This is a genomic window from Paenibacillus sp. UNC451MF, from assembly GCF_000686845.1.
In the GTDB taxonomy this organism is placed as follows: Bacteria; Bacillota; Bacilli; order Paenibacillales; family NBRC-103111; genus Paenibacillus_S.
Map to the genome: position 1 here is coordinate 445,513 of NZ_JMLS01000002.1, position 23,967 is coordinate 469,479.

20 protein-coding genes are annotated in these 23,967 nt (G+C 46.9%); 10 read left to right on the forward strand and 10 right to left on the reverse strand.

From position 1 onward, the window contains the following. Nucleotides 1-65: 65 nt before the first annotated feature. Both BP97_RS0105125 and BP97_RS0105130 read right to left on the reverse strand, forming a co-directional pair. Nucleotides 66-1,502, reverse strand: coding sequence for a bifunctional metallophosphatase/5'-nucleotidase (locus BP97_RS0105125; protein ID WP_028548127.1), 1,437 nt, complete (start codon nucleotides 1,500-1,502; stop codon nucleotides 66-68). Nucleotides 1,503-1,536: 34 nt separating this feature from the next. After that, nucleotides 1,537-1,992 carry a molybdopterin-binding protein gene (locus BP97_RS0105130; protein WP_028548128.1) on the reverse strand — a complete coding sequence of 152 codons (456 nt, stop codon included), beginning with the start codon at nucleotides 1,990-1,992 and terminating at the stop codon, nucleotides 1,537-1,539. A 117-nt stretch (nucleotides 1,993-2,109) separates the two neighbouring features. Here BP97_RS0105130 and BP97_RS41385 point away from each other — a divergent pair, with 117 nt between their 5' ends. The 3 genes from BP97_RS41385 (at nucleotide 2,110) to BP97_RS0105145 (ending at nucleotide 5,081) form a co-directional block, all read left to right on the forward strand. Further along, nucleotides 2,110-2,799, forward strand: a complete 690-nt coding sequence (locus tag BP97_RS41385; RefSeq protein WP_028548129.1) for a molybdenum cofactor biosynthesis protein MoaE — start codon at nucleotides 2,110-2,112, stop codon at nucleotides 2,797-2,799. A gap of 17 nt (nucleotides 2,800-2,816) precedes the next feature. Continuing rightward, nucleotides 2,817-3,887, forward strand: a complete 1,071-nt coding sequence (locus tag BP97_RS0105140; protein WP_051620374.1) for a ThiF family adenylyltransferase — start codon at nucleotides 2,817-2,819, stop codon at nucleotides 3,885-3,887. A gap of 135 nt (nucleotides 3,888-4,022) precedes the next feature. Continuing rightward, nucleotides 4,023-5,081 carry an HD-GYP domain-containing protein gene (locus tag BP97_RS0105145; RefSeq protein ID WP_028548131.1) on the forward strand — a complete coding sequence of 353 codons (1,059 nt, stop codon included), beginning with the start codon at nucleotides 4,023-4,025 and terminating at the stop codon, nucleotides 5,079-5,081. Nucleotides 5,082-5,138: 57 nt separating this feature from the next. Here BP97_RS0105145 and sufB read toward each other — a convergent pair whose 3' ends face one another. The 6 genes from sufB to BP97_RS0105175 all read right to left on the reverse strand — a co-directional run bounded on the left by sufB (nucleotide 5,139) and on the right by BP97_RS0105175 (nucleotide 11,135). Continuing rightward, entirely contained in the window at nucleotides 5,139-6,536 is a 1,398-nt protein-coding gene (gene sufB / locus BP97_RS0105150; protein ID WP_028548132.1) for a Fe-S cluster assembly protein SufB, read from the reverse strand. Between the two features lie 42 nt (nucleotides 6,537-6,578). Beyond that, complete coding sequence (gene sufU, locus BP97_RS0105155) at nucleotides 6,579-7,007, reverse strand: Fe-S cluster assembly sulfur transfer protein SufU (protein WP_028548133.1); 429 nt, start codon at nucleotides 7,005-7,007, stop codon at nucleotides 6,579-6,581. Then, a complete protein-coding gene (locus BP97_RS0105160) occupies nucleotides 6,994-8,220 on the reverse strand; it encodes a cysteine desulfurase (RefSeq protein ID WP_028548134.1) in 1,227 nt (408 codons plus the stop codon). The genes sufU and BP97_RS0105160 overlap by 14 nt, the downstream gene beginning before the upstream one ends. After that, complete coding sequence (sufD, locus tag BP97_RS0105165) at nucleotides 8,217-9,521, reverse strand: Fe-S cluster assembly protein SufD (protein ID WP_028548135.1); 1,305 nt, start codon at nucleotides 9,519-9,521, stop codon at nucleotides 8,217-8,219. The genes BP97_RS0105160 and sufD overlap by 4 nt, the downstream gene beginning before the upstream one ends. A 27-nt stretch (nucleotides 9,522-9,548) precedes the next feature. Further along, complete coding sequence (gene sufC, locus BP97_RS0105170) at nucleotides 9,549-10,379, reverse strand: Fe-S cluster assembly ATPase SufC (protein WP_028548136.1); 831 nt, start codon at nucleotides 10,377-10,379, stop codon at nucleotides 9,549-9,551. A 183-nt stretch (nucleotides 10,380-10,562) separates the two neighbouring features. Continuing rightward, on the reverse strand, nucleotides 10,563-11,135 hold the full coding sequence (locus BP97_RS0105175; protein ID WP_028548137.1) for a DUF1802 family protein: 573 nt from the start codon (nucleotides 11,133-11,135) through the stop codon (nucleotides 10,563-10,565). Between the two features lie 190 nt (nucleotides 11,136-11,325). Here BP97_RS0105175 and BP97_RS0105180 point away from each other — a divergent pair, with 190 nt between their 5' ends. After that, entirely contained in the window at nucleotides 11,326-11,496 is a 171-nt protein-coding gene (locus BP97_RS0105180) for a hypothetical protein (RefSeq protein ID WP_028548138.1), read from the forward strand. Nucleotides 11,497-11,842: 346 nt separating this feature from the next. Here BP97_RS0105180 and BP97_RS40110 read toward each other — a convergent pair whose 3' ends face one another. Then, entirely contained in the window at nucleotides 11,843-12,016 is a 174-nt protein-coding gene (locus tag BP97_RS40110) for a hypothetical protein (protein WP_156043144.1), read from the reverse strand. A 244-nt stretch (nucleotides 12,017-12,260) separates the two neighbouring features. Here BP97_RS40110 and mtnK point away from each other — a divergent pair, with 244 nt between their 5' ends. The 6 genes from mtnK (at nucleotide 12,261) to BP97_RS38675 (ending at nucleotide 20,716) form a co-directional block, all read left to right on the forward strand. After that, the gene (mtnK, locus tag BP97_RS0105195; RefSeq protein WP_028548139.1) at nucleotides 12,261-13,466 is read left to right on the forward strand and encodes an S-methyl-5-thioribose kinase; all 1,206 of its coding nucleotides are present in this window, start codon (nucleotides 12,261-12,263) and stop codon (nucleotides 13,464-13,466) included. Between the two features lie 42 nt (nucleotides 13,467-13,508). Continuing rightward, complete coding sequence (mtnA, locus tag BP97_RS0105200) at nucleotides 13,509-14,594, forward strand: S-methyl-5-thioribose-1-phosphate isomerase (RefSeq protein ID WP_028548140.1); 1,086 nt, start codon at nucleotides 13,509-13,511, stop codon at nucleotides 14,592-14,594. Between the two features lie 206 nt (nucleotides 14,595-14,800). After that, nucleotides 14,801-16,468, forward strand: coding sequence for an efflux RND transporter periplasmic adaptor subunit (locus tag BP97_RS0105205; protein ID WP_028548141.1), 1,668 nt, complete (start codon nucleotides 14,801-14,803; stop codon nucleotides 16,466-16,468). A 28-nt stretch (nucleotides 16,469-16,496) separates the two neighbouring features. After that, on the forward strand, nucleotides 16,497-17,234 hold the full coding sequence (locus BP97_RS0105210) for an ABC transporter ATP-binding protein (protein ID WP_028548142.1): 738 nt from the start codon (nucleotides 16,497-16,499) through the stop codon (nucleotides 17,232-17,234). After that, nucleotides 17,231-18,412: an ABC transporter permease gene (locus tag BP97_RS0105215; RefSeq protein ID WP_028548143.1), complete on the forward strand. Its 1,182-nt coding sequence runs from the start codon at nucleotides 17,231-17,233 to the stop codon at nucleotides 18,410-18,412. Before BP97_RS0105210 ends, BP97_RS0105215 begins: the two co-directional genes overlap by 4 nt. A 39-nt stretch (nucleotides 18,413-18,451) precedes the next feature. Beyond that, on the forward strand, nucleotides 18,452-20,716 hold the full coding sequence (locus tag BP97_RS38675; RefSeq protein ID WP_051620375.1) for a hypothetical protein: 2,265 nt from the start codon (nucleotides 18,452-18,454) through the stop codon (nucleotides 20,714-20,716). An 86-nt stretch (nucleotides 20,717-20,802) separates the two neighbouring features. Here the strand turns inward: BP97_RS38675 and BP97_RS0105225 are convergent, their stop codons facing one another. Further along, on the reverse strand, nucleotides 20,803-23,961 hold the full coding sequence (locus BP97_RS0105225; protein ID WP_028548144.1) for an alpha-mannosidase: 3,159 nt from the start codon (nucleotides 23,959-23,961) through the stop codon (nucleotides 20,803-20,805). Between the last annotated feature and the right edge of the window lie 6 nt (nucleotides 23,962-23,967).

Consider the following 23,967-nt stretch of genomic DNA (forward strand, 5'->3'; position numbering starts at 1 on the left):
CAAGTGATGGCATATAAAAGACTGTTGAAGCCACTAATGGCCCAACAGTCTTTTTTAGTGAGGCATTAGCAGGCGAACCAGCGTTTGCTGCTGCCTGCCGAGATAGCCTCCTTATTATGAAGCTCTTTCTGTATAACATCCCGCAAAAACTCCGGCAAGAAATATTGAACATCCGTTCCTTTGGACAAAGACAAATAACCAATCCCGAAAGTAAACATATCTACCGTACCGACAACATAAGTTCGGTCAAGGTCCAACAGCTCGTCACCGATCCATACGCGACGTATTTTGGATAGCGCGGGACCTGCGGCATCATATTCAACCCTAATCCCGTCTATATTCAGCATTCCCAGTACTTTACAACGAAATCCGAAGCCGTAAATTTGCTTTTGCGTAAACTCGGGAAGGAGAGATTCCTCCAGCGCTTGCAAGATTTGTTCGCCTGACAGCGATATCCTGCAAGGATTAATAGGTGATGGGCATATTTCAAGCAGCCGGCCTGCTGTCACCGTTCCTTGCTCCAAGCCTTCTAGAAATTGCCCAGCGTTCACAATACCAACGTCAGCTCCCGCCCAGTGCCTAAGTGCTGCCGCCAGCATGTTGCCAAGTGGTGCCTCCACGTACCACTCCGCGAGCAGAGGCTGTTCCAAATAAGCTACCTCTCGGCTAAGCGTATCCTTCGACTCGCTTCCGAATTTCTGTATAGCGGCAGCAACCCGTGTATCACTTGGCTCTGCTTCCATTTTACGGACATAACCTTCCATCTGTGTCAGCTTGCGAGTGAATGCATCCAGCTGTAGATCGACTACCCCAACGTACTGACCGAATTTGCCCGCCCCGCATACAAGTGTACTGCCTATGCGCAAGGGCTGTTCAAGCAAGTGATGGCTGTGACCGCCTAATATAACGTCGATTCCAGGAATGTCCTGAGCGATCCTTTCATCCGTCTTCAGCCCGAGATGGGACATAAGGATTAGAACATCCACCTCGGGACGCAGCTTCTCAACCCACCGCTGCACTATACCGACAGGCTCCTCAATATTCCATCCGAGCAGCTTATAAAATTGTTCATAATATGCTGTCACCCCTATCAATCCAACCTTGATGCCGCCTTTTATGAAGATATGATAGGGATGAGCCCAATCAGGTATCTCCCCGGTTGCAGCATCGAATAAATTGCTGCACAGCACTTTGATTTCCGGGTGTTTAGTATATAAGTCAGCCAATGCCTCTTTCGTAAACGTCAAGCCTTCATTATTGCCAATTGTGATCGCATCATAACCTGTAGCTGCCATTATATCTAGGTTATAGCTTCCGAAGCTCGCTTCCGTCTCTGGGCGCATGCGGTCTAAGTGATCCCCTATATCTAGCGTCAACGTGTGCTCTTCACCTGCCGAAGCACGAAGCTCATGAAACGCGGCAGCGATCTGGGGCATCTGCTCGTAATGGCTATGAATATCATTAGAATGAATAATTCTGAGCCGCAAAAGCGGTGAATTCATGGTCGCCAGCCCCTCCTAGTACACCTTAGGTTTCCTATTTGTTCATCTTCAGTTCATCTATGCTAATCCTATTCTTAAAGCCGTAGGATGCTTCGTTAACGGTTTGATCATATTCGAACCATATGGTGACTACACTTTTCACATTCAAGCATTCGCTGCTTCCATCTGGTACATAAAGTCGTATTGGAAATCCTTTTTGCAGTGGCTTCCCATCCTGCTCATACAAAAACACGGCTTGATTCAATTGATTCCAAGGTATCGTTGCTTGAAACTCGTCGACTGCCTCAACCTTCATCAAAACAGGCTCACGATCCGTGTTAACCTGGCGCTTGTTCATCCAAGCATGATACCAAGATTTCAGTTCAAAAGCTTGACCTTCTACTCCAGGAACGCGCTCTTTGAGCGGAAAATGGTTAGGGGCCAAAGAGCTCATTTCCGCAACGGTACATTGCTCCGATCCACCTAAATCATCATATACGGTAATATTCATTCAATACCCCTCCAGCTTCCCTAAAGTATAAGCTTTATATGTATACGAAACCCTTCTATTATATCACTATCTCGTTATATTATGGTATGCTGTTAGTAAAACCATGGGAGTGATGAGATGAAGCTGCAACTATTCGTTTTTGCAGGCTTGGCGGAGCAGCTAGGCAGCTCCCTTATTTCGATAGATTGGGAACCTGATTCCGCACTGACACCTGCTCTTTTAAAACAATGGCTAATGGACAAGCATCCTGAAGCCGCCCGTTCATTAGCTCAAGCTTTCGTAGCCGTTAATCACAGCTATGCACCTGATGATCAATTGATTAATGAACAAGATGAGATTGCTATCATTCCTCCTGTTTCGGGAGGACAACCGCAGCTTGTCGAAATAACCTACGATCCGATCTCTATCGAGACGGTCACCTCTAAAGTGCTGCACCCGAATCACGGGGCTGCCCTGACCTTTACAGGAACAACAAGAGAATGGACCCATGGCAAAAAAACTTGCCTGCTCGAATATACCGCTTACGAACCGATGGCTCTCAAAACGATGCAGCAAATCATTGCTGAAATCCACGAACGATGGAACGGTACCATGTGTGCTATAACCCATCGGCTCGGGAGGGTAGATATCGGAGAAATCAGCGTCGTGATAGCTGTTTCTTCACCCCATCGAGAAGCGGCTTATGAAGCCAGCTGTTATGCCATCGAACGTCTCAAGCAGATTGTACCTATCTGGAAAAAGGAAATATGGGAAGACGGTTCCGAATGGAAAGGACATCAATTGGGGCCATGGAACCCCTTAGTATAAAGGAGAGAAACGCATCAATGAATACTAACGATCAGAACAACGAATCTCTAACATCTGCTGCTGCACAGCGTTATTCACGCCAGTTGCTGTTTGCACCAATTGGGGAACAGGGCCAGACGAAGCTGATGCAATCCCGCGTAGCGATTGTCGGCATGGGCGCTCTTGGAACGGTGCTCGCGAATCATATGGTGCGTGCAGGGGTCGGCTTCGTACGTCTCATCGACCGGGATTTCGTTGAGGCTAGCAACCTGCAGCGCCAAATGCTCTATGATGAGGCCGATGCGGCATCTTCGGAGCCTAAGGCGATGGCCGCAGCCAAGAGGCTCCAGCAGGCCAATTCACTGGTTACCATGGAACCTATCGTTGCGGACCTCCATCCTGCCAATGCCGAAGCTCTGCTATCTGACGTCGATTTGATTCTGGATGGGACGGATAACTTCGCAGTACGCTTTCTTATCAATGACGTAAGCTTAAAGCATCGTATCCCCTGGATTTACGGCGGTGCGGTCAGCTCCCGCGGCGTGTCCATGACGATCGTCCCTGAAGAGACGCCTTGTCTCCGCTGCATGTTTGGACAAGCTCCTGCTCAAGGAACGACAGAAACATGCGATACAGCAGGGGTCATCGGTCCTATAATTCATACCGTCGCCTCACATCAAGCTGCTGAAGCCTTCAAGCTTCTCGTCGGCGCTCAAGCACAACTGAATCGCAAAATGGTTCACTGGGACTTATGGTATAACCAGCACGCTGCCGTGGACGTGAGCAAAGCTCGCAAATCGGACTGCCCTGCCTGTGGTCAAGGACATTATGAGTATTTGCAGCAGGAAGCTGAGGAAGATACGATCCAGTCTTTATGCGGACGAAATTCTGTTCAGATTCAGCCGGTGACTCCGTCATCCTTCGTCCTGTCTGATTGGGCGGATAAGTGGAAGCCCCTCGGACGTGTGGAGCTTAATCCGTTTTTACTAAAATTTTATCCTAACGATACTTTGACCCTGATTTTATTTTCCGATGGCCGTCTAATCGTTCAAGGTACGGATGACCCAGTCATGGCTAAAAGCTTATACAGTCGTTACATAGGTATGTAGTGCTGACTTTTTTCGCCGTTTCTCCCTTTTATGTGACAAAATGCTTATAATTAGGTTGCCAATATAATACATTCTTGGTACCATAACTTTATATTAATTAGCTTATAACGTACACTGTGATTGGGAGAGACGGATATGAGAATTTCTGTCATGGATTTACAAGTTGGGGATCGGACTGGCTCGGACGTTTTTAATTGGAATGGGCTCCTTGTCGTGTCTGCTCACACCGTCTTAAATGCCGATGATATTGACAAGCTTCAGCTGCACAACATCGATTATGTCGACATCATGATGCGACAACAAGAGCAAACCGCGGAAATAAAGCCAGCGGTAGCACAGGCCGAACAGCCTCAAGCATTTTCTCAAACAGCGGCCTATGAGGAAGCCGTAAGTGGTATCAAAGATTTGTTTAATCAAGTAACCGCGCAAGGCAAGATCGATAAAAAACAAGTGGAGCAGAGCTTTGCCCCCCTTGCCAATCATTTTGTACAACAGAAAGATGTCGTCTCTTTATTACTGACACTTAACAATAAAGACGATTACACGTACCAGCACAGTGTTCAAGTAGGTATGATCTCCTATTATATCGCCAAGTGGCTAGGACAACCGGAGAACGAAGCTCTCTTTGCAGGTAAAGCCGGTTATTTGCATGACCTTGGTAAAAGCCGCATTAACGATGCCATTCTCCAAAAACCGGGATTGCTGACGGACGAAGAATTTGATCAAGTCAAAAGACATGCCGAATACGGATATGAAATGATTCTCACATCCGATCTGCCGGAGGCTATTGCTTTAGCCGCGCTTCAGCATCACGAACGTCTGGACGGAACAGGCTATCCCTCCAAGCTTCATGCCAAAGATATTCACCCTCTTGCCAAAATCGTGGCGGTTGCCGATGTATACAGTGCCATGATCTCGCACAGAGTTTATCAGGAAAAGCAGGATTTACTGCATGTATTAAAAGAGCTGCATCAGCTCAGCTTCGGCAAACTGGATCCTAAAATAACGCAAGTATTCATCCGAAATATGATCCCTAACTTCATCGGTAAACGAATTTTGCTTAACAATGGTGAAAACGGTATCATTGTTATGACACATCCGACGGACTTTTTCAGGCCCTTAATTAAAATCGGAGAGCAGTTTATTAATTTATCAGACTACCCCGAATTGGAAATTCAGGAAGTATACATGTAATACAATAAAAAAATGAGCCGTTCCTCTTGGAACGAGCTCATTTTTTTATAGATTATATTAACCGATGGAACCTTCCATCTCGAATTTGATCAGACGATTCATTTCAACCGCATACTCCATCGGCAGTTCCTTCGTGAACGGCTCGATAAAGCCCATAACGATCATTTGAGTAGCTTCTGCTTCCGTTAAGCCACGGCTCATCAGATAGAACAATTGATCTTCTGATACCTTGGATACAGTAGCTTCATGCTCCAATGTAATGTTGTCGTTCATGATTTCGTTGTATGGAATAGTATCCGAAGTGGATTCCTTATCCATGATTAACGTATCGCACTTGATGTTAGCCTTGGAACCAGCGGAGTTACGTCCGAAGGAAGCCAAGCCACGGTAAGTTACTTTACCGCCATGCTTACTGATCGACTTGGATACGATGGTAGAAGTCGTTTCAGGTGCCAGGTGAGTCATTTTCGCACCGGCATCTTGATGCTGACCGCGGCCAGCAACAGCGATGGAAAGCACCATACCTTTAGCGCCACGGCCTTTCAATACAACCGCTGGATATTTCATCGTCAGCTTGGAACCAATGTTACCGTCAACCCATTCCATGGTTGCATTTTCTTCAGCCACGGCACGTTTGGTAACCAGGTTATAAATGTTAGGCGCCCAGTTCTGGATCGTTGTATAACGGGCACGGGAGTTTTTCTTACAAATGATCTCAACAACCGCACTATGCAGGGAATTCGTGCTGTAGATAGGAGCAGTACAACCTTCTACGTAGTGCACGAAGCTGTCTTCGTCGGTGATGATCAAAGTTCGCTCGAATTGTCCCATGTTCTCGGAGTTGATACGGAAATAAGCTTGCAGCGGAATGTCTACTTTAACGCCTTTTGGAACATAGATGAAGCTTCCTCCAGACCAAACCGCGCTGTTCAAAGCTGCGAATTTGTTATCGCTAGGTGGAACTACTGTACCGAAATACTCTCTGAACAATTCCGGATATTCTCTCAAAGCCGTATCGGTATCCGTGAAGATAACGCCTTGATCTTCGAGTTCTTTTTGCATACTGTGGTAAACAACCTCAGACTCGTATTGAGCGGATACGCCGGCCAAAAACTTTTGCTCCGCTTCAGGAATACCGAGCTTGTCGAACGTTTCTTTAATTTCCGTAGGAACCTCTTCCCACGTTTTCCCTTGCTTCTCGGACGGCTTTACATAGTACTGGATATCATTGAAATCCAGATCATCCAAATTGCCGCCCCAACGAGGCATAGCCATTTTCTCGAATTGCTCGAACGATTTCAGACGAAAATCGAGCATCCATTCTGGCTCGCCTTTCATTCTGGAAATCTCGGTAACGATCTCGCGAGTCAAGCCTTTTCCCGTTTGGAAAACCGCTTTATGCTCATCGCGAAACCCATATTTATAATCTTCCATTTCCGGCATTTTCTTTGCCATGTTCGCCAACCTCCTTAAGTTCGGATCATTCCAAACGACTGTCTATTGCTTATTATGAGCCTGTTCGATTCCTTTGCGAAGCGCATTCCAGGCAAGCGTAGCACATTTGATTCGAGCGGGAAATTTATTCACACCGGATAGAGCTTCGATATCTTCATACTCGAACTCCACGGATTCGCCCTTCATGAGACCAGAAAATTTCTCAGCCATTGCTAAGGCTTCCTCAAGCGTTTTGCCTTTAACAGCATCCGTCATCATAGAAGCAGAAGAAAGACTAATCGAGCACCCTTCTCCTACGAACTTAGCGGCTTTGACGATACCGTCTTCCACCTGCATTTGCAGTTGAATTTTATCACCGCACGTAGGATTGTTCAAGTCGATGGTTACGGCTTCATCATCCAGCGTGCCGCGATTGCGCGGATTTTTATAATGATCCATAATGACTCTGCGGTATAAATCATCCAATTGCATGACCGAAGTACTCCTTTGTTTTGATTAGTGAAGCCACCAACCGGTCAATGTCATCTTCTGTGTTATAAAGATAGAAGCTGGCGCGAGCCGTAGCCGAAACATTCAGCCACCGCATGAGCGGCTGGCAGCAATGATGTCCTGCACGAACGGCGATGCCGTCGGCATCCAATACTGTCGCAACGTCATGAGGATGAACATCCCCAAGGTTAAAAGTAACTGTACCGGCGCGATGACTTCTCGGTCCGTATATCGTCAAGTCCTCGATCTCAGACATACGTTCGATAGCATAGGCCGTCAGCTGCTGCTCGTGTCGGAAAACTTCATCCATCCCGATGCTTTCCAGAAAATCAATAGCTGCCCCAAGACCAACAGCGCCCGCAATAATAGGCGTACCGCCTTCGAACTTCCAAGGGAGCTCCTTCCAAGTGGAGTCGTACAAATCCACATGGTCAATCATTTCGCCGCCGAACTCGATTGGCTCCATGTTCTGGAGTAATGCCTTCTTGCCATATAATACGCCAATTCCTGTAGGAGCGCACATTTTATGGCCAGATAAAGCGTAAAAATCACAATCTAGATCCTGCACATCCACTTTCATATGAGGAGTGCTTTGTGCTCCGTCAACTACCATTACGGCACCATGACGGTGTGCAATTGCTGCCATTTCCTTCACCGGGTTGACAACTCCGAGTACGTTGGAAACGTAGGTAATGGCTACCACTTTTGCACGGTCTGTAATGGTCGACTCCACATCCTCTAAACGAATGGAGCCATCCGGTTGAAGCGGAATATATTTTAAGACAGCGCCAGTAGTTTTGGCTACCTGCTGCCAAGGAATGAGATTGCTGTGATGCTCCATGGGTGTAAGAACGATCTCATCGCCTTCACCGCATACGGAGCGAGCATAGCTGGAAGCAGCTAAATTCAAAGCCGTTGTCGTACCACGGGTGAAAATAATTTCTTCCGTCGATTGGGCATTGATGAACTTGGCGACTTTCTCTCTTGCTCCTTCATACGCATCCGTTGCACGAGAGCCCAATGTATGGACTCCACGGTGCACGTTAGCGTTATCCCACTCGTAATAATGTTTGACGGCTTCGATTACGGATACTGGCTTCTGCGAAGTGGCTGCGGAATCCAAATACACTAGGGGATGTCCGTTCACTTCCTGCTGTAGGATGGGGAATAGTTTCCGAATCTCCGACGTCTTCATTGTCCGAGCTTCCTTTCTACAAGGCTTTGCAGCTGGGATTGCACTTTTTCCATTGGAATTTCAGAAACAACAGGAGCCAAGAATCCGTAAATAACCAGGCGCTGTGCTTCTTCACGAGTAATACCACGGGACATCAAATAGTGAATTTGATCCGGATTCACTTGTCCTACGCTCGCTGCGTGACCTGCTTTAACATCATCCTCGTCGATAAGCAGGATCGGGTTCGCGTCGCCGCGTGCTTTCGGGCTAAGCATAAGGACTTTCTCCGTTTGCTGACCGTTAGCGCCTGTAGCTGCTTTTTCGATTTTGGTAATACCGTTGATGATAGCAGTGGATTCGTCACGCATAACAGCGCGAGTAATCATATCACTGCTGGAGTTTTTGCCGAAGTGAACCGCTTTTGTCGTTACGTTCAGCTTCTGATCGTTTGTTCCTACGCAGATGATCTTCGCATCTGAGTTGGAGCCGTTGCCTTTCAGAATAGATGTCGTATCAGACATAGCATTGCCATAGTTCATTTCTCCAATGACCCAGTTGATCGTAGCATCATTTTCCACTACAGCACGACGGTAAGTGAGATCAGTGATCGAATCATTCAGGTTATGCACCGAGGCAAAGTTAACTGTAGCGCCCGGTTTCACGATAACTTCTACTACGCCATTTTGAACAAGGTTGTTCAAATTGCCTTCGGAAACAAAGTTATCTACATACGTAACAGTTGCATGCTGCTCTGCAACGATCAGTACATGCGGGGAGAAGCTAGTATCCGCGTCGTCCGTCAAGAACAAGGCTTGAACCGGAACATCTACCTGTACGTTTTTCGGAACGTACAGGAATACTCCACCGCTCCAGATAGCTGTATGAAGTGCTGCAAGCTGGTTTTCATCTTTGGCAACTACGCTTCCAAAGTAGCTTTTCACCAGATCGGAATGATTCTTCAATGCTTCTTCCAGGCTAGTAAAGATAACGCCTTGCTTAGCCAATTCTTCAGAAGCTTTATGGTATACGATGCTTGCATTTTTTTGTACAAGCAGGTTTTCGGGATTTTCATTTTGCAGTAAAGCTTTTGCCGATTCAGGCAGCTGCTCCAATGTCGTCAAAGCCGCTTCCGCTTTATAGCTTCCGTAGGAACGAAGATTCCAACGGTCGATTCTCGTTTTTTCCAATTTCGGTAATTCCAACGATCCGGCCAGCTCCAGCGCCTCAGCGCGAAGGTTGGTCATCCATTCAGGCTCTTGTCTCGATTGGGACAGCTCCACGATGGTTTGCCGATCGATTGGAAGAATGGTTTGTGTACTCATGATTTATTCCTCCGTCGTGGACTTATTTTAGTATTTAGGAGCTGTCGTGTTCATAGGAACTTTGAATTCTTCTTCTTCTTGACCTACAGTTTCGTCAACAATGCCAAGTTCTTCTTTAATCCAGTCATAGCCCTCGTTCTCCAATCGCTCAGCCAATTCAGGGCCGCCGGATTTCACGATACGTCCTTGCATCATAACGTGTACGAAATCAGGTTTGATATAGTTCAGCAAACGTTGGTAGTGAGTAATGATCAAGAAGCCGCGCTCTTCGGAACGCATAGCATTTACACCCGTAGCAACGATACGCAATGCATCGATGTCAAGACCGGAGTCAATCTCGTCCAAGATAACAAGACTTGGTTCAAGCATCATCATTTGCAAAATTTCATTCCGTTTTTTCTCACCGCCGGAGAAGCCTTCGTTCAAATAACGGTGCATGAACTCAGGGTTCATCTCAAGCTCTTTCATTTTCGCTTCCATCAAACGGATGAACTTGATCAAGGAGATTTCGTTACTTTCCCCACGGCGTGCATTGATGGCACTGCGCAAGAAGTCAGCATTCGTTACGCCTGCGATTTCGCTTGGATATTGCATAGCCAGGAATAAGCCCGCTCTTGCTCTCTCATCAACAGCCATTTCCAATACGTCGTCACCGTTCAAAGAAATAGAGCCTTCAGTCACTTCATATTTCGGATGTCCCATAATGGTGGAAGCAAGCGTACTTTTACCGGTTCCGTTAGGACCCATAACCGCATGAACTTCTCCGCCCTTAATCTTCAAGCTTAAACCCTTCAAGATTTCTTTGCCTTCGACAGTTGCCTTCAAACCGTCTATAATAAATTCCGGTGCATTTGCCATTGTTATTCTTCCTCCAATTTGAAATAAATCGTTAGATGTTGTGATTCTTAGTTAATAATCATTCTAAATTGATTATCAATGATTCTCAATGTTACTATATTATATCGTACCATGGCAAATCAATAAAGACCCATTTAGCTCATTTTTATACCACTATGTATCAAAAGGCAGCCACAGCAAGTCTCAGCCTAAGGCAGATTTAATTTTGCTCGTTGCATCTTGGAAATCTTCGTCATTTAGTACCGCCTTGCGCTCCATAGGGTCCAGCACAGTGCTGTCCAGCTGAATCCAGGATTTGCAGCCATTATACTCGGCTAATATAGGAAGACGGACTGGTTCGGCAAGCTCATAAACGCGCAGCAGCATAACGTGCAGAGGTTGAGTTCTTTTCCACTTTAATCTTTCCTCTGCAAAAGAATCTGTCCATAGATGAAATGCAGACAATTTGTCGAGCCGCTCCTGACTATCTACTAATATGTCTTCGGCAAGCTCTGCGTAACAACGAATCGTCACCTCCGTATCTTGAACACTCCAATTTTCCAAGGTCTTGTCCAACTCTGGTTGATCATCGTTCTTAATCCAATGCTTTTTTTGATGCTCATATGTAGGGAACAGATAGAAGCTGTCGCTTTCCACTTGAAAGTTTTTCGTTTCCTCTCGAATGCCGCCTTTACGCATAATGAGAATTTGCCGTCCGCTTCTTAATGCTTCTACCGCTACAGCCCATTCTTTTAAAGCTATAGGTTGGGTACTCACTATGTTCCATCCTTTCCTTATATGGCCTCGTTTAATCTCATTTCCATATGAAAACAAGATTTTAAAAGACTTCTAAAGCATCTATTATAAGATTACATCTTCATTCAAGCAACTGTTGCCAGGCATAAAACAAGCGAAAAAGCAGGAACCTATACTTGCGTACACAAACTCACTTCAAGGAGGATGAACAATGAGAGAAGGAATCATTCCTGCTGTATTGGGTACGGCCGTAACGGCTTCAGGTGTAGCGCTGCGGGGTAAATATCCGATGGCTGCAGCGGCAGTCGCCGGATTTGGACTCGCACATGTCGTGTTAGGTGCGATTGACTTGGTCGAGCACCGCCGCGGCAGAATGGGTTAAAAGGCTCTTAGAGCAAAAAAACCTAGCGGTTATCGTTAGGTTTTTTTGCTGTATTTTATTATTGTAAAGATTTCATTCCATGCTCTTTCATATTGCGAATAAGCTGCAAAGCTTCCGCCCGAGTCAAACCTTTCTGCGCAGCGAAGCCAAACCGGCGAAAGTCATCACAAAGCTCATGCCAAGCAGAAAACCGGTGACTCGACTTTTCTTCAATCCACCCCATTAACTACTCATTTTATGGTTAATTTCCCATAATTTTATAAGATTATTTTTCTCTGCGTTTGGACATGCAAAAAAAGCACTCCGCAAGCTCACGGACTGCTTCTAAAACCACGATAAGATGGCTTTATTTACTGGAATCTACATAAAGCTTGGTCGACTCCTGTATTCTATCGAACTGATGCTGATTCGCTTTCATTGGATTGGACGCAACCGGCTGCTCTTCATCAGCTAACATCCCTAGAACCAAGACGATACTTAAGGCAGCGGCGCTGCAAAGTAACCGCAATAAGATTTTCATTTTGGAAGAATCCCTCCTATTCATATCGCCGTTTATAGTCACATGGAAATTGTATAAAACCAGCATTTTGGGGATATTATCGGAGCATGAATTTTTTGTAAAAAAGGAAGTTACAATTAATACTAATTATTCCGATTAATATATAAGGAATTATTACCGTAAGCTCTATTCCAACCTCACACAATTTGCTATACTATGGGATGATAGTTTTACGGAAATAACTCATAAGGAGGAGTATACATCCATGTCTTCATATCATGCATTAACTGAAGCCGAAGCAGTGGAATACGCAAGAGGGATTCCCAACTTGTTCACTGCAGGGAGCGAGCTGACCAGCAAGGAAATCGGCGACGGCAACTTAAATCTCGTATTTCACATTACTGAGCCGTCCACCGGCAAAAGTATTATATTAAAACAAGCGCTCCCTTACGCGAAAGTCGTCGGAAAATCATGGCCTCTCTCTTTGGACCGTGCACGGATTGAAAGCGAAGCATTAATGACCCAGGAGTCGCTATGTCCGGACCTTGTCCCTCATGTATTTGTCTATGATAAGGATCTGGCGTTGACCGTTATGGAGGATTTGAGCGATCATGTCATTATGCGCAGAGGATTGATCGAAGGCAACCGCTATCCGCTGTTCGCAGGTCACCTCGGACGCTTTTTGGCTCACACATTGTTTTACACATCGGATCTTGGCATGAATCAACAGGATAAAAAATTACGGGTTAAGCAGTTTATCAACCCAGACTTGTGCAAAATTACTGAAGATCTTATCTTCGACGATCCGTACCGGAATGCCGACACAAACGATGTTCCTCCTGCTATTCAAGACGCTGTCGAAGCGATCTGGAACGATTCGGAGCTTCACTTGGAAGTGGCGATTTTGCGGAATGGATTTTTGACTAAAGCCCAAGCGCTGCTGCATGGGGATTTGCATACAGGAAGTATCTTCATTAAGTCGGATTCTACGAAAGTCATCGATCCCGAATTTGCGTACTACGGACCTATGGGCTTCGACATCGGAGCGGTATTTGCCAACCTGCTTCTGAATTTTGCCGCTCAAGAGGGCTGGAGCAAGGATGAAGCATCGCGTAACGACTACCGCACTTATTTAACGGACACGATTCGTGATACATGGAACGTGTTTGAACAAGAGTTCCGTAAGCTGTGGAATGAACACGGTGTGGATCGTGTATCCAAAACCGCTGGTTACCAGGACTGGTACATACAGCAGCTGCTGCAAGATACGTTTGGATATACCGGAAGCAAAACGGTTCGCCGGGTACACGGGCTTGCTCAAGTCGCAGACATCAATAAACTGGAGGATGCCGCTGCCAAAGAACGCGCGCAGCGTATTGCTCTGCAAATCGGTACGACATTGATCAAACGTCACCGTCAAGCCAGCTCCATCGAGGAATTGATCGATATCGCATGGAAAGCCGTTCAATAATCGACATATGTCGATTGAAGCTATTCAAAGGAGATAAACTACATGAGTACAACAGAAAATCAAACGTCTGCGGACTGGCTGCAATCGGTCCGCTGGAATTCCGCGGAGAACCGTCTTGACCTTCTGGATCAGCGGCTGCTTCCCGATGAGATCGTCTACCTGGAATTGACTACCTCCGAGCAGGTTTGGGATGCCATTAAGCAGCTTGCGGTACGCGGAGCTCCTGCTATCGGCATCTCAGCTGCTTACGGTGTATACTTGGGTGTCCGCGATGTGAGCGGTAGCCAAGAAGAGCTGCTTGACGCTGCGGTCAAGCAGTGCGAATACCTCGCGACGTCGCGCCCGACGGCGGTGAACTTGTTCTGGGCGCTGGATCGCATGAAGCAGCGCGCCCAAGAACTCGCTTCCGCCGGCACTGAGCCGGAAGCGCTGAAGCAAGCGCTGCTGGATGAAGCAAAGCTCATCCAGAGCGAAGACGAGGAAACGTGCCGCCTCATCGGCGAGCACGCGCTGTCTTTGTTCGAGGACGGCATGGGCGTCCTCACGCACTGCAACGCGGGCGGGCTCGCTACAGCCCGCTACGGCACGGCTCTGGCGCCGATGTACCTGGCGCAGGAGCGCGGCATCCACCTGAAGGTGTTTGCCGACGAGACGCGCCCGGTGCTGCAAGGTGCCCGACTGACGGCGTTCGAGCTTCAGCAGGCTGGAGTCGATGTCACGCTGATTTGTGACAACATGGCTGGCGCTGTCATGAGCAAGGGCTGGGTGCAGGCTGTCATCGTCGGCACGGACCGCGTGTCCGCCAACGGCGATGTGGCTAACAAAATCGGAACCTATAGCGTTGCCGTTTTGGCCAAAGCACACGGCATTCCGTTCTACGTCGCCTGCCCTATGTCGACGATCGATTTGAACACGCCTACCGGCGCGGACATTCCGATTGAAGAACGGCATGAAGACGAGATCACTCAAGGCTTCGGTAAGCGTACGGCACCGCAAGGTATTAAAGTATACAACCCTGCTTTTGACGTAACACCTAACGAGTATGTAACTGCGATTATTACGGAAAAAGGCATCGTGCGCGCGCCTTTCCAACAAAATTTAAAGAAGCTTTTTGAGGAGCAATCCTAAGCGAAGCTTCATATTCAGGCCGGTATCCTTCGACAGGATTTCGGCTTTTTTCTTGCGTTTTCCCCACTATACTCCTTGGTACGACATTCTTTTTTCCGTTTCTTAATCTGCCATTAAGTTTAAATTCACATTTTTTTCACAAACCGTTGCTAAAGTTAATTAACAGCAAGGTAGAATAGCTGAAATGTTAGAAAGGAGAAGCAAGAATGGGATTATCTCGCAGTAAAAAATGGATAGCCGTTGTTATTGGGCTTGCTCTTATCGGTGGTGGAACGTATTATTATTTGTCCAAAAACGCAACGAAGCCGGCTGCCAGCACAACAGAAAAGGTATCGGAGATTAAAAAAGGTTCGATCACTTCCACCGTATCGGGAACTTCTCAGTTCGAAGCGCGGGATGTCCAAAATATTATCGCTCCTGTTGACGGAACTATCAAAACCATGAATTTGACAAGGAACCAGCAGGTGAAAAAAGGGGATGTCTTGTTTGAAATCTCCGATCTTAGCTTGCAATCCAATTTACAGGAAGCGCAAGTCACTCTAACACAGCAACAAAAGGATTTATCTGATCTCAACGATCAACTCAACAGCCTGAGCGTATACGCACCGATTAGCGGAACGTTAACGTTAACAAGCAATTTAGATACAGGCTCTAATATTAGTAAAAACGGTCGGATAGGCACAATATCCGATATTTCAACGTTAACGACGAAGCTGCCTTTCCTTTTGGAGGATGCAGTTCAATTAAAAAAAGGTGACACCATCGATTTAATCGTAGACGGCTTCAACCTCACCAAAACGGCTACTGTAGAATCCGTCAGCCAGCAGCCGAAAGGCGATGCCAATGGAAACAAGCTGCTTGACGTTGAAGTAAACGTGAAAAACGACGGCACCTTAGGCTCTGGAATGAAGGTCAAGGGCAGCGTTTCCCTCGGGGGAAGAACCGCTCAATCGTCCGACAAAGGAACGCTCGACTTCATCAAGATCGAGAGCGTTTTATCCGCAGCCAGCGGCATTATTAATAATGTGAATGTAAAAACAGGGAATTACATAAACAAAGGGGATCTGATCGTTTCGATAACGAATGACACGCTTCAAAACGATATTTTGAACAAGCAGGCGTCTATCGAAAGACAAAAAATCAACATTAACGATCTGCAGGAAAAAATCAATCAGTTAACCATTACAGCCCCTTTTGACGGCGTTTTCTCTACGGATTTTGCCAATAAGAAAACGAATGTGCTCGCCAGCTACCCTGTCGGCTCCAAGATTGAAGCGAACAAACAATTGGGTGCTGTAGCAAGCCTTGATTATATGCAGCTTCCGGTTCAGGTCGACGAGTTGGATTTGCCTAACATCAAGGTGGGTATGAAGGCAACAGTCAAGGTAGATTCCATCTCCAATAAAGTGTTTCAGGGTGAAGTCAACCAAGTTTCCACCGTGGGAACAACAACAAACGGTGTTACATTCTTTGATGTCGGTATCTCCGTTAAAAATGGCGGCGAGCTGCGAAACGGTATGACAGCTACTGCTGAAATTATTATTCAGGACAAAAAAGATATCATTCTCCTACCGCTCGAAGCACTGCAACAACAGCAAGGCAAGCGCTACGTAACGCTGATGAATGCAGATGGCACCAAAGAGGAGAAGCATGAAATCAAGATCGGTATCCGTAACAAAACGTACATCGAAGTTACTGAAGGACTAAAAGAAGGCGACAAGGTCGTCATTCCGGTCACCAAGAAAGCAACCAATGCTACACAAGCCGATGTGGAGAGAATACGTCAACAGTTCCAGCAAGGCGGCGGCGGTGGTGGATTCCCTGCCGGTGGTGGCGGAGGATTCCAAGGCGGCGGCGGTGGCGGTAATCGCTAAGCAATAGCGTGGAAAGGAGGTTCCCGGAATGAATACTATCATTGATTTACAGAACATCACGAAGGAGTACGAGCGTGGCGCCGAAAAATTACGTATATTAAACGGTGTCTCCCTTTCGGTAGCAACAGGAGATTTCGTCGCCATAGTCGGACCCAGCGGCTCGGGCAAATCCACCCTCATGAATACGATCGGATTATTGGATATCCCAACCTCCGGCTCGTATCTTCTGGATGGCGTTGCTACCGAAAAAATGAGCGATAATCAATTGGCCGAGTTCAGGAACAAAAAAATAGGATTCATCTTCCAACAATTTAATTTGCTGCCTAAGTTAAATGCCATAGAGAACGTCGAGCTGCCTATGATATATGCCGGTATTAGCAAGAAAGTTCGCCGGGAAAAGGCACAGGAAATGTTGGAGATGCTCGGCATGGGTACCCGTGGACATCACAAACCAAGTGAACTGTCAGGTGGGCAGCAGCAGCGTGTTGCCATTGCCAGAGCATTATCGATTTCCCCTTCGCTCCTTCTTGCGGATGAACCTACCGGTGCACTCGATTCCAAAACCGGCAACGAAGTGTTGGAGCTGATGATCAAGCTTAACGATCAAGGAAACACGATCGTTTTAATCACTCATGACAATCACATTGCAGAAAATGCCCGTCGTGTTATTTCGATACGCGATGGAGCTATATTCAAGGACGAACGACTCCGTCCTCTCCTCTCGGAGCCTGCCAAGGTGAGCCCAGCAGTAGAGGTGATGACATGAGATTGCTTGAGCTTATTTCCATGGCATTGCGCACCGTAGTCAATAATCCGATGCGTACACTGCTAACCATGCTAGGTGTTATAATAGGCGTTAGCTCCGTTGTCACTCTTGTCGCTATTGGCCAAGGGACTTCCGCTGCTATCGAGAAACAGTATGAAGCACTCGGAACGAACCTGATCGTGGTAAACGTCATGGGCACGGGGCGTGCAACACAGCTAGTTTATGACGATCTTATGCAGCTGGAGCAGCTTCCGGAAATTCAAACCATAGCGCCTACGATTGTGAAAGGCAGTTCCAACATTAAATATGATCGTACGCAGGAGAAATATACGGTTGTTGGAACGAACGAAAATTACTTGCCGCTTATGAAGGGGGAAATGGCCTCAGGGCGCTTCATTTCTTCCGCTGATCTAGAGTTTCGCAATCAGATTGCAGTGCTAGGCAGCACCGTTGCCAAAAAGTATTTTGGAACGCTGAATCCTCTTGGTGAAGATATTAACATCGACGGTGTCGTCTTTACCATTGCCGGTGTACTAAAAGAAAAGGGCTCCAATATTGGCGGAGGTGTCTCTTTAGATGATTCCGTATTCGTCCCTTTGGTAACGGCTCAACGTGCCTTTAAGCTCGGAAGCATTCGTACGACCTATTTGGAAGCTCCGACTAAAGAGCAGCTTACACAGGCTCAAAGCACGATAACCCAGTATCTGACTTACAAATTCAAAAGCGATTCAGGCTTCCAGGTCTCCAATCAGGATGAGCTGATGAAAGCAAGAGTTGCCGCTTCCAGCTCTTTGAACAACCAGTTAATTAGTGTCGCCTGCATATCACTCCTTGTCGGCGGTATAGGAATTATGAATATTATGCTTGTCACCGTTAGCGAACGGACTCGGGAGATCGGGATTCGTAAATCCATCGGCGCGAAGCGTCGCAATATTTTGATGCAATTTCTCATTGAAGCGACAGTCATTAGCGGTTTGGGCGGAATCATTGGTCTCCTCCTAGGAAGCGGATTGGCGCTGGCTTGGCCGCACTTTAACCCGAAACAGGAAACCGTGCTTTCATTCCAGGTGGGATTGTACTCCTTCTTGTTCTCCGTTGGTGTCGGCATGATCTTCGGATTATATCCTGCCAATAAAGCTTCCAAGCTTCGACCGATCGATGCTCTTCGCACCGACTAACTAACGCTAGAGATAACGAAATATGGGAGGAGATTTCTGTTGAAATCCAATCAGAAAAAGCAATCGTTTAGAGCGAGAAAAACAACTTTATTATGTACGCTCGCCGTTTGCACCGCCTTAATGGCCAACGTCCCCTTGGCCTCTGCCGGTAAAGCGGGAGTGTTTATAGCAAACGACACTTATTTTACATTAGAAAATGCCACCTTCACTGCTGGTGCTGAATCCTCCGCGTTGCAATTTTCTATCAAAATGCACAACGGCAGCGGCGGTGCGGTAGATTTTAACGGCTATGGAGTCCAAATTGTAGATGAGCAAGGAAACAGCTTCCCGGCGAAGCTGACAAGCAAGCAAAACGCTCGGGTCAACTCAGGACAAGAACAGCAGTTCAGCTTTGTCTCTCAGACGGGTAAAACAGCTTCGGTCCAAAATTTGAAGGTTCAGCTGTTTGCCTGGGACTCCGGATCTCCCACCTTTACTCGAACCATTGGTGAGCTACCCGTTTCCTCCTCTGTATCCAACGAGCTTGATCCGGCCAAATTGATGCTCATTTCGCTAAAGGATGTGGATTCCTCGTACAGCCAAGATTCCTTGGTGGCGATGAGACTCGGCCAAAGTTTTCCGGTTACCGAGAACGGTGTCCAATATTTGTTCACCGATTTGTACGTAAGAAATGCAGGCTCATCCAACTTCCAATTGCCTTCCGGACTGCAATTCCGGCTTAAAGGCGCAGATTCATTGACTTATACGGCATCCATAGTTAACACAGGCCAAGACACATTGATCCCTGATAAGCTGACAAAGCTGAGACTCCGTACACCGGTACCTGGCTCATTTGATCCTAATCCGTTCGTTCTCGAAGCCTTTTATTCGGAGGACTCCGTGGATCGTATAGCTGGCAGTGTGCCATTATCCGGAACAACAGCTACCGTCCCACTCGGAACAGAGCAGCCATACTCATTATATGGTATGGATAAAGGTTTGAAAATCAAAGCGGATCAGGCACAATCTACTCGGCAGAATGATGGCATCCTGCTTCAAAACTCCGTTACAGTACGTAATGATGGTAACGAAGTCGTAGCGCTTCCTGCCTTAACAGCAACGTATTTGCTAGATTCAGAGACGTTGGCTGCTTCGGTACAGGATAAATCTATAACAACCGGATTTTTAGCGCCTAATCAGTCGGCTACCTTTAATTATTCCGTACTAGTCCCAAGCGGAGTCGATCCTTCTATAGTTAAGTTAGCCCTAATGGAGTCTGCAAGCAGCTCGTCGTCCAGTAATTCTAACTCTAACTCAAGCACGAACTCTAACAATTCGAGCTCCAGTAATAGCAACAGCTCTAGCAGTTCCAAAACGACAACAACTGGAGCCAATGAGTCAACGAATTCAAACACGAGCAGCTCTAGCAATACTAACAATAGTTCCACCACCAAAAACAGCACCAGCACGGTGAACGCCAACAGCTATCCAGTGATGATCATCGACCTGAAAAACATCCAGCAAACGAACAGCGCACTGGTACAAGCGAAGCCTTATCAGCTTGGTACACCGCTTTCTCTTGCGCCGAACGGTCTAATTGACAAAAACCTGGAAATTTCACTTGTTGAGCTTCATATGCACGAAAATACAGATTATGGCTACAAAACAGCCATCGCAAAATATAAAATTACGAACAAAGGCAATGGAACGCTAGCCATTCCAGATATCGGAACGGAATTGGTTAATGATTGGGGCGATTCGTTCTCCGGAGTGAAGCAATCTTCCACGGCAACAACAATCATGCCTAACACAAGCTATGTTGTAAGCTATTCTTATTTGATCCCGACCGATGTAACCGGTCAAAGTCTCGCATTGAATGTGATTGATCCAAAATCGGCAGCTCCGAATAAGCTTTCTATCGGTTCATTCCAGGTTGCTGTTCAAAGCGAGTCGTCCGACAAGGTAATCAGCTTCTATCCGTTTGACGTATCCTTTGATGCTTATAGCATCGCAACCTTATATAACAACGGATACGTATACCAATTAAGTCTGGACCTGGACATCACTCGTAAGGACCCTGTCATTGTGGATCAGAACTTCTCCAAAATGGAATTCGATCTGGTCGATGGACAAGGACGCATACTCGGCTCCACTTCCGCAAGCTTTACGGGAACAGAGAAGCTTATAAGCGGAAATCAAAAAATCAGCTTCACTAATATTAAAACCGAACAGTTCGATAAACAGCTGATTATTAATGTTTACGAGACGATTGAGACGCCTTCCGGCACGGCCAAACGTTTAGTCAAGCAGCTGACACAGAATTAATAAACAAAAGCAAAACCACCCCGTTTCCTTGAGCATGAAGGCATCCTGCTCATCAAGGGACGGGGTGGTTTCTTTATATCCAGAAATTAAATATCAATAAGGAAGGTTTTGATCTCATACGGCTTCAAGGGCAGCCGAAGTATCGGTTCCCTGCTAGGATCGCCTATCGGCCGTTCCATCAAGTCGCTCTCCTGCCAGCTGCGAACGTCGTAGTCACTAGTTAGCTCTACCGTGCCTCTCTGCCCAGCAAATTCATGGAAGCGCAGCACGATTCGACCTCCGTCTTCCGCTTGTTTCACGGCATCGATGTGAACGCTGCCGCCCACCACACGGAACAATGAGCTAGGAGCATTCGTTACACCTGCCTGGATCTGTAGTGGAGCATTCAAATCCCATGCTTCTTCTACCGTGCAGCCGTTCAACCAATCTCCGGCATGCGGCAGAATGGAGTAAGTAAAGGCATGATGACCCTGATCGGCTTGAGGATCAGGCACCATCGCCGATTTCAGAAGCGTAAGACGCATTACATTATCCTTGATGTCGTAGCCATATTTGCAATCGTTCATCAGGCTGACGCCATACCCGCGTTCCGATAAGTCAGCCCATTGATGCCCTACAACCTCAAACCTTGCGTAATCCCAGCTCGTATTCCAGTGAGTTGGCCGCTTGACGTTACCGAATTGAATATCATACGTCGCCTCGGTAGAGCGCACTTCAACCGGGAATACAGCCTTCAAGAGCTTGCGCTGCTCATGCCAGTCGACTGTCGTCTTGAAATCAATACGCCGAGAATGTGCATACACAATCAGCTCCTGCTCAAGAGTTGAGGCTTTATAGCTCCATACAAAGCGAACGACCGCGCGAAGAGCTCCATTCTCGACGACCTCAACCGATTGCAATGTACGAATTTCCTCCATTTTTTGCGTATAAAAAATATCAATGTCCCACGCTTCATGACGTCCCTTCGGTTTGTCCTCAAATACCTGCAAAACATTACCTCTGGCACCTTCAGCTAGCACTTCGCGCAAAACAGTTTTATCCCATACGGAAGTCAATTGGCCGCTCTCATCCCATTGCAACTTGTAAAACGGCGTTTCCATAGTTTGGTTGCCAATAATAAATGGTTTCTCTTTACTTTTACTCGTTGATACACTGCTGTCTGCGACAAATCGAATCGTGGAATGGCCCATCGAAGGAACGCTTTCCGCAAATACCCACCAGCCTGCTTCATCACGTTGGCTCACGAGCAGTTTACCTGAATTATCCTGCCAAAAACCATTCACCGAAGGTTCCTGTAAATCCTTATCTCGAATAAAGACAAGTCCCTTGCGCTCCCAGCCTGAACTGTTCCATATGGTTACCGCTTGTTCTTGCTTATTTGTGTTAACGCTAAGCTCCTTTGCAGCTTGTAAATAAGCTTTCTGTATCAAGGTCTCGGCCTCTTCATACTCAACTCGCGAATCCTCATACACCTCTTGGATGGAGGAGCCAGGAATAATATCGTGGAATTGGTTACGCAGCACAATTTTCCAAGCTTCCGCTAGCTCCTTCTGGGCATACACGGACCAATCTCCCTGCATCAAACTGCCCATGACCCCCATCCATTCCGCTTCTCGTCCGAGCAGCTCCAACTTGCGGTTCATCTTCTTATTGTAAGCTTGGCTTGTATACGTTCCCCGGTGCAGCTCCAAATACAGCTCCCCATCCCACGTATGAACATATTCTTTGGTTTCAGCAACCGTCTGCTGCAGCGTTTCGAAGTACTCATCGACTCTTCCTGTCGTCACCTGAGGAACGCCCGGCAATTCATTCAGTCTTCTTCTCAGCTCCAGCATGTCTCGGTTCACACCGCCTCCCCCATCTCCATAACCATAGGATAGGAGGAGTTCTTTATTAATAGGCTTGTCACGGTATGTTTCCCATATTCCATTCACCGTCCGTGCAGTCACTTCACCATTATACGTATATAGCCAACCCCCTGCGTTATCTGGAGTTGTAATAAAATGGGTCAATATCTCCGTACCGTCGATACCGCGCCAATGAAACGTATCATGCGGCATCCGATTGTATTGATTCCAGCTAATTTTGGTCGTCATGAACGTAGCAATACCTGATTTGCGCAGTATTTGCGGAAGCGCCCAGCTATAGCCGAATACATCAGGTAGCCATAAATAAGTGCATTCAACGCCGAATTCCTCTTTTAAAAAACGAGTCCCGTACAAAAGCTGACGTACAAGCGATTCCCCGCTTGTCAGATTGCAGTCGGCCTCCAGCCACATCCCGCCGCCGGCTTCCCATCGTCCTTCTCGGACCCGCTCTTTAATTTGTTCGTAAATATCCGGGTAATCCGTTTTAATATAATCATAGAGCTGCGGCATCGTTTGGAGAAATACGTAATCCGGAAACTTTTCCATTAAACGAAGTACGGTTGAGAAGGAGCGAGCAGCCTTTTCCCGTGTATGTTTAAGTCTCCACAGCCATGCGACATCAATGTGGGTGTGCCCGATACATCGAACCGAAACTGGATGATGCTTGGGCAGCTTCTCCACCGATTTGCGTAATTGAGACGCCGCGGCAGCTGTAGAATCATAAAAAGCCTCCGATCCTGGATTCGACCAGTCAAGCATCAGGAAGGCCTGATCCACCGCAGATAATAGCAGGGAGCTCTCCGGGGCGTGCTCGTGAAGCTCCTTAACCACCTCTAGTGCTGCGCGGGCTGTGTAGTAGAGATCATCTGTATCCTCATCGAGCCAGCACAACTCCGCACGCTTAAGCTGATGCTCCTGCACCGTATTTGGACTGTACCCTCCCATACCAGACCATAACCGGAAGCACAGCTGCAGCTTCGCACCGGCCACATATTCTTGAAGGAATACTTCCTGGTGGTTGCTGTCCACTCCCTGATAAGGCTTGCCATTAATAAATAGCAGCGATTCAAAACCGGAGTTATTGCCCCCTCCCGTTTTTCCAAAATCAAATCGTCCCAGTACTTTACGATCTTTCCAGCTTTCTGGTACTTCTGTCTCGGCAGCCAGCCATAGGTATCGATCGCTTCCTTCCCAACGGTCACCTAAACGCATGATTCCAGAATCCTTGTTCAAGGATAACGGCAGTACAGGGCGTTGTCCGGTCACCCCTTCCGAATCCTCAAGACTTTCAAAAGCAGCAATCCGCTGTCTATCTCGATATCTAAATTCTGATAGTTCTTGAAGTCTCGCCTTCAGCTTTTCCTGTGTAAATAACATAGATCT

Coding starts and splice junctions, on each gene's coding strand:
- BP97_RS0105140 (WP_051620374.1), top strand. CDS start 2,817: ATGAATACTAACGATCAGAACAACGAATCTCTAACATCTGCTGCTGCA.
- BP97_RS40110 (WP_156043144.1), bottom strand. CDS start 12,016: ATGAAAATCTTATTGCGGTTACTTTGCAGCGCCGCTGCCTTAAGTATC.
- sufD (WP_028548135.1), bottom strand. CDS start 9,521: ATGAGTACACAAACCATTCTTCCAATCGATCGGCAAACCATCGTGGAG.
- BP97_RS0105180 (WP_028548138.1), top strand. CDS start 11,326: ATGAGAGAAGGAATCATTCCTGCTGTATTGGGTACGGCCGTAACGGCT.
- sufB (WP_028548132.1), bottom strand. CDS start 6,536: ATGGCAAAGAAAATGCCGGAAATGGAAGATTATAAATATGGGTTTCGC.
- mtnK (WP_028548139.1), top strand. CDS start 12,261: ATGTCTTCATATCATGCATTAACTGAAGCCGAAGCAGTGGAATACGCA.
- BP97_RS0105145 (WP_028548131.1), top strand. CDS start 4,023: ATGAGAATTTCTGTCATGGATTTACAAGTTGGGGATCGGACTGGCTCG.
- BP97_RS0105225 (WP_028548144.1), bottom strand. CDS start 23,961: ATGTTATTTACACAGGAAAAGCTGAAGGCGAGACTTCAAGAACTATCA.
- mtnA (WP_028548140.1), top strand. CDS start 13,509: ATGAGTACAACAGAAAATCAAACGTCTGCGGACTGGCTGCAATCGGTC.
- BP97_RS0105160 (WP_028548134.1), bottom strand. CDS start 8,220: ATGAAGACGTCGGAGATTCGGAAACTATTCCCCATCCTACAGCAGGAA.
- sufC (WP_028548136.1), bottom strand. CDS start 10,379: ATGGCAAATGCACCGGAATTTATTATAGACGGTTTGAAGGCAACTGTC.
- BP97_RS0105125 (WP_028548127.1), bottom strand. CDS start 1,502: ATGAATTCACCGCTTTTGCGGCTCAGAATTATTCATTCTAATGATATT.
- BP97_RS0105205 (WP_028548141.1), top strand. CDS start 14,801: ATGGGATTATCTCGCAGTAAAAAATGGATAGCCGTTGTTATTGGGCTT.
- BP97_RS0105215 (WP_028548143.1), top strand. CDS start 17,231: ATGAGATTGCTTGAGCTTATTTCCATGGCATTGCGCACCGTAGTCAAT.
- BP97_RS0105130 (WP_028548128.1), bottom strand. CDS start 1,992: ATGAATATTACCGTATATGATGATTTAGGTGGATCGGAGCAATGTACC.
- sufU (WP_028548133.1), bottom strand. CDS start 7,007: ATGCAATTGGATGATTTATACCGCAGAGTCATTATGGATCATTATAAA.
- BP97_RS0105210 (WP_028548142.1), top strand. CDS start 16,497: ATGAATACTATCATTGATTTACAGAACATCACGAAGGAGTACGAGCGT.
- BP97_RS41385 (WP_028548129.1), top strand. CDS start 2,110: ATGAAGCTGCAACTATTCGTTTTTGCAGGCTTGGCGGAGCAGCTAGGC.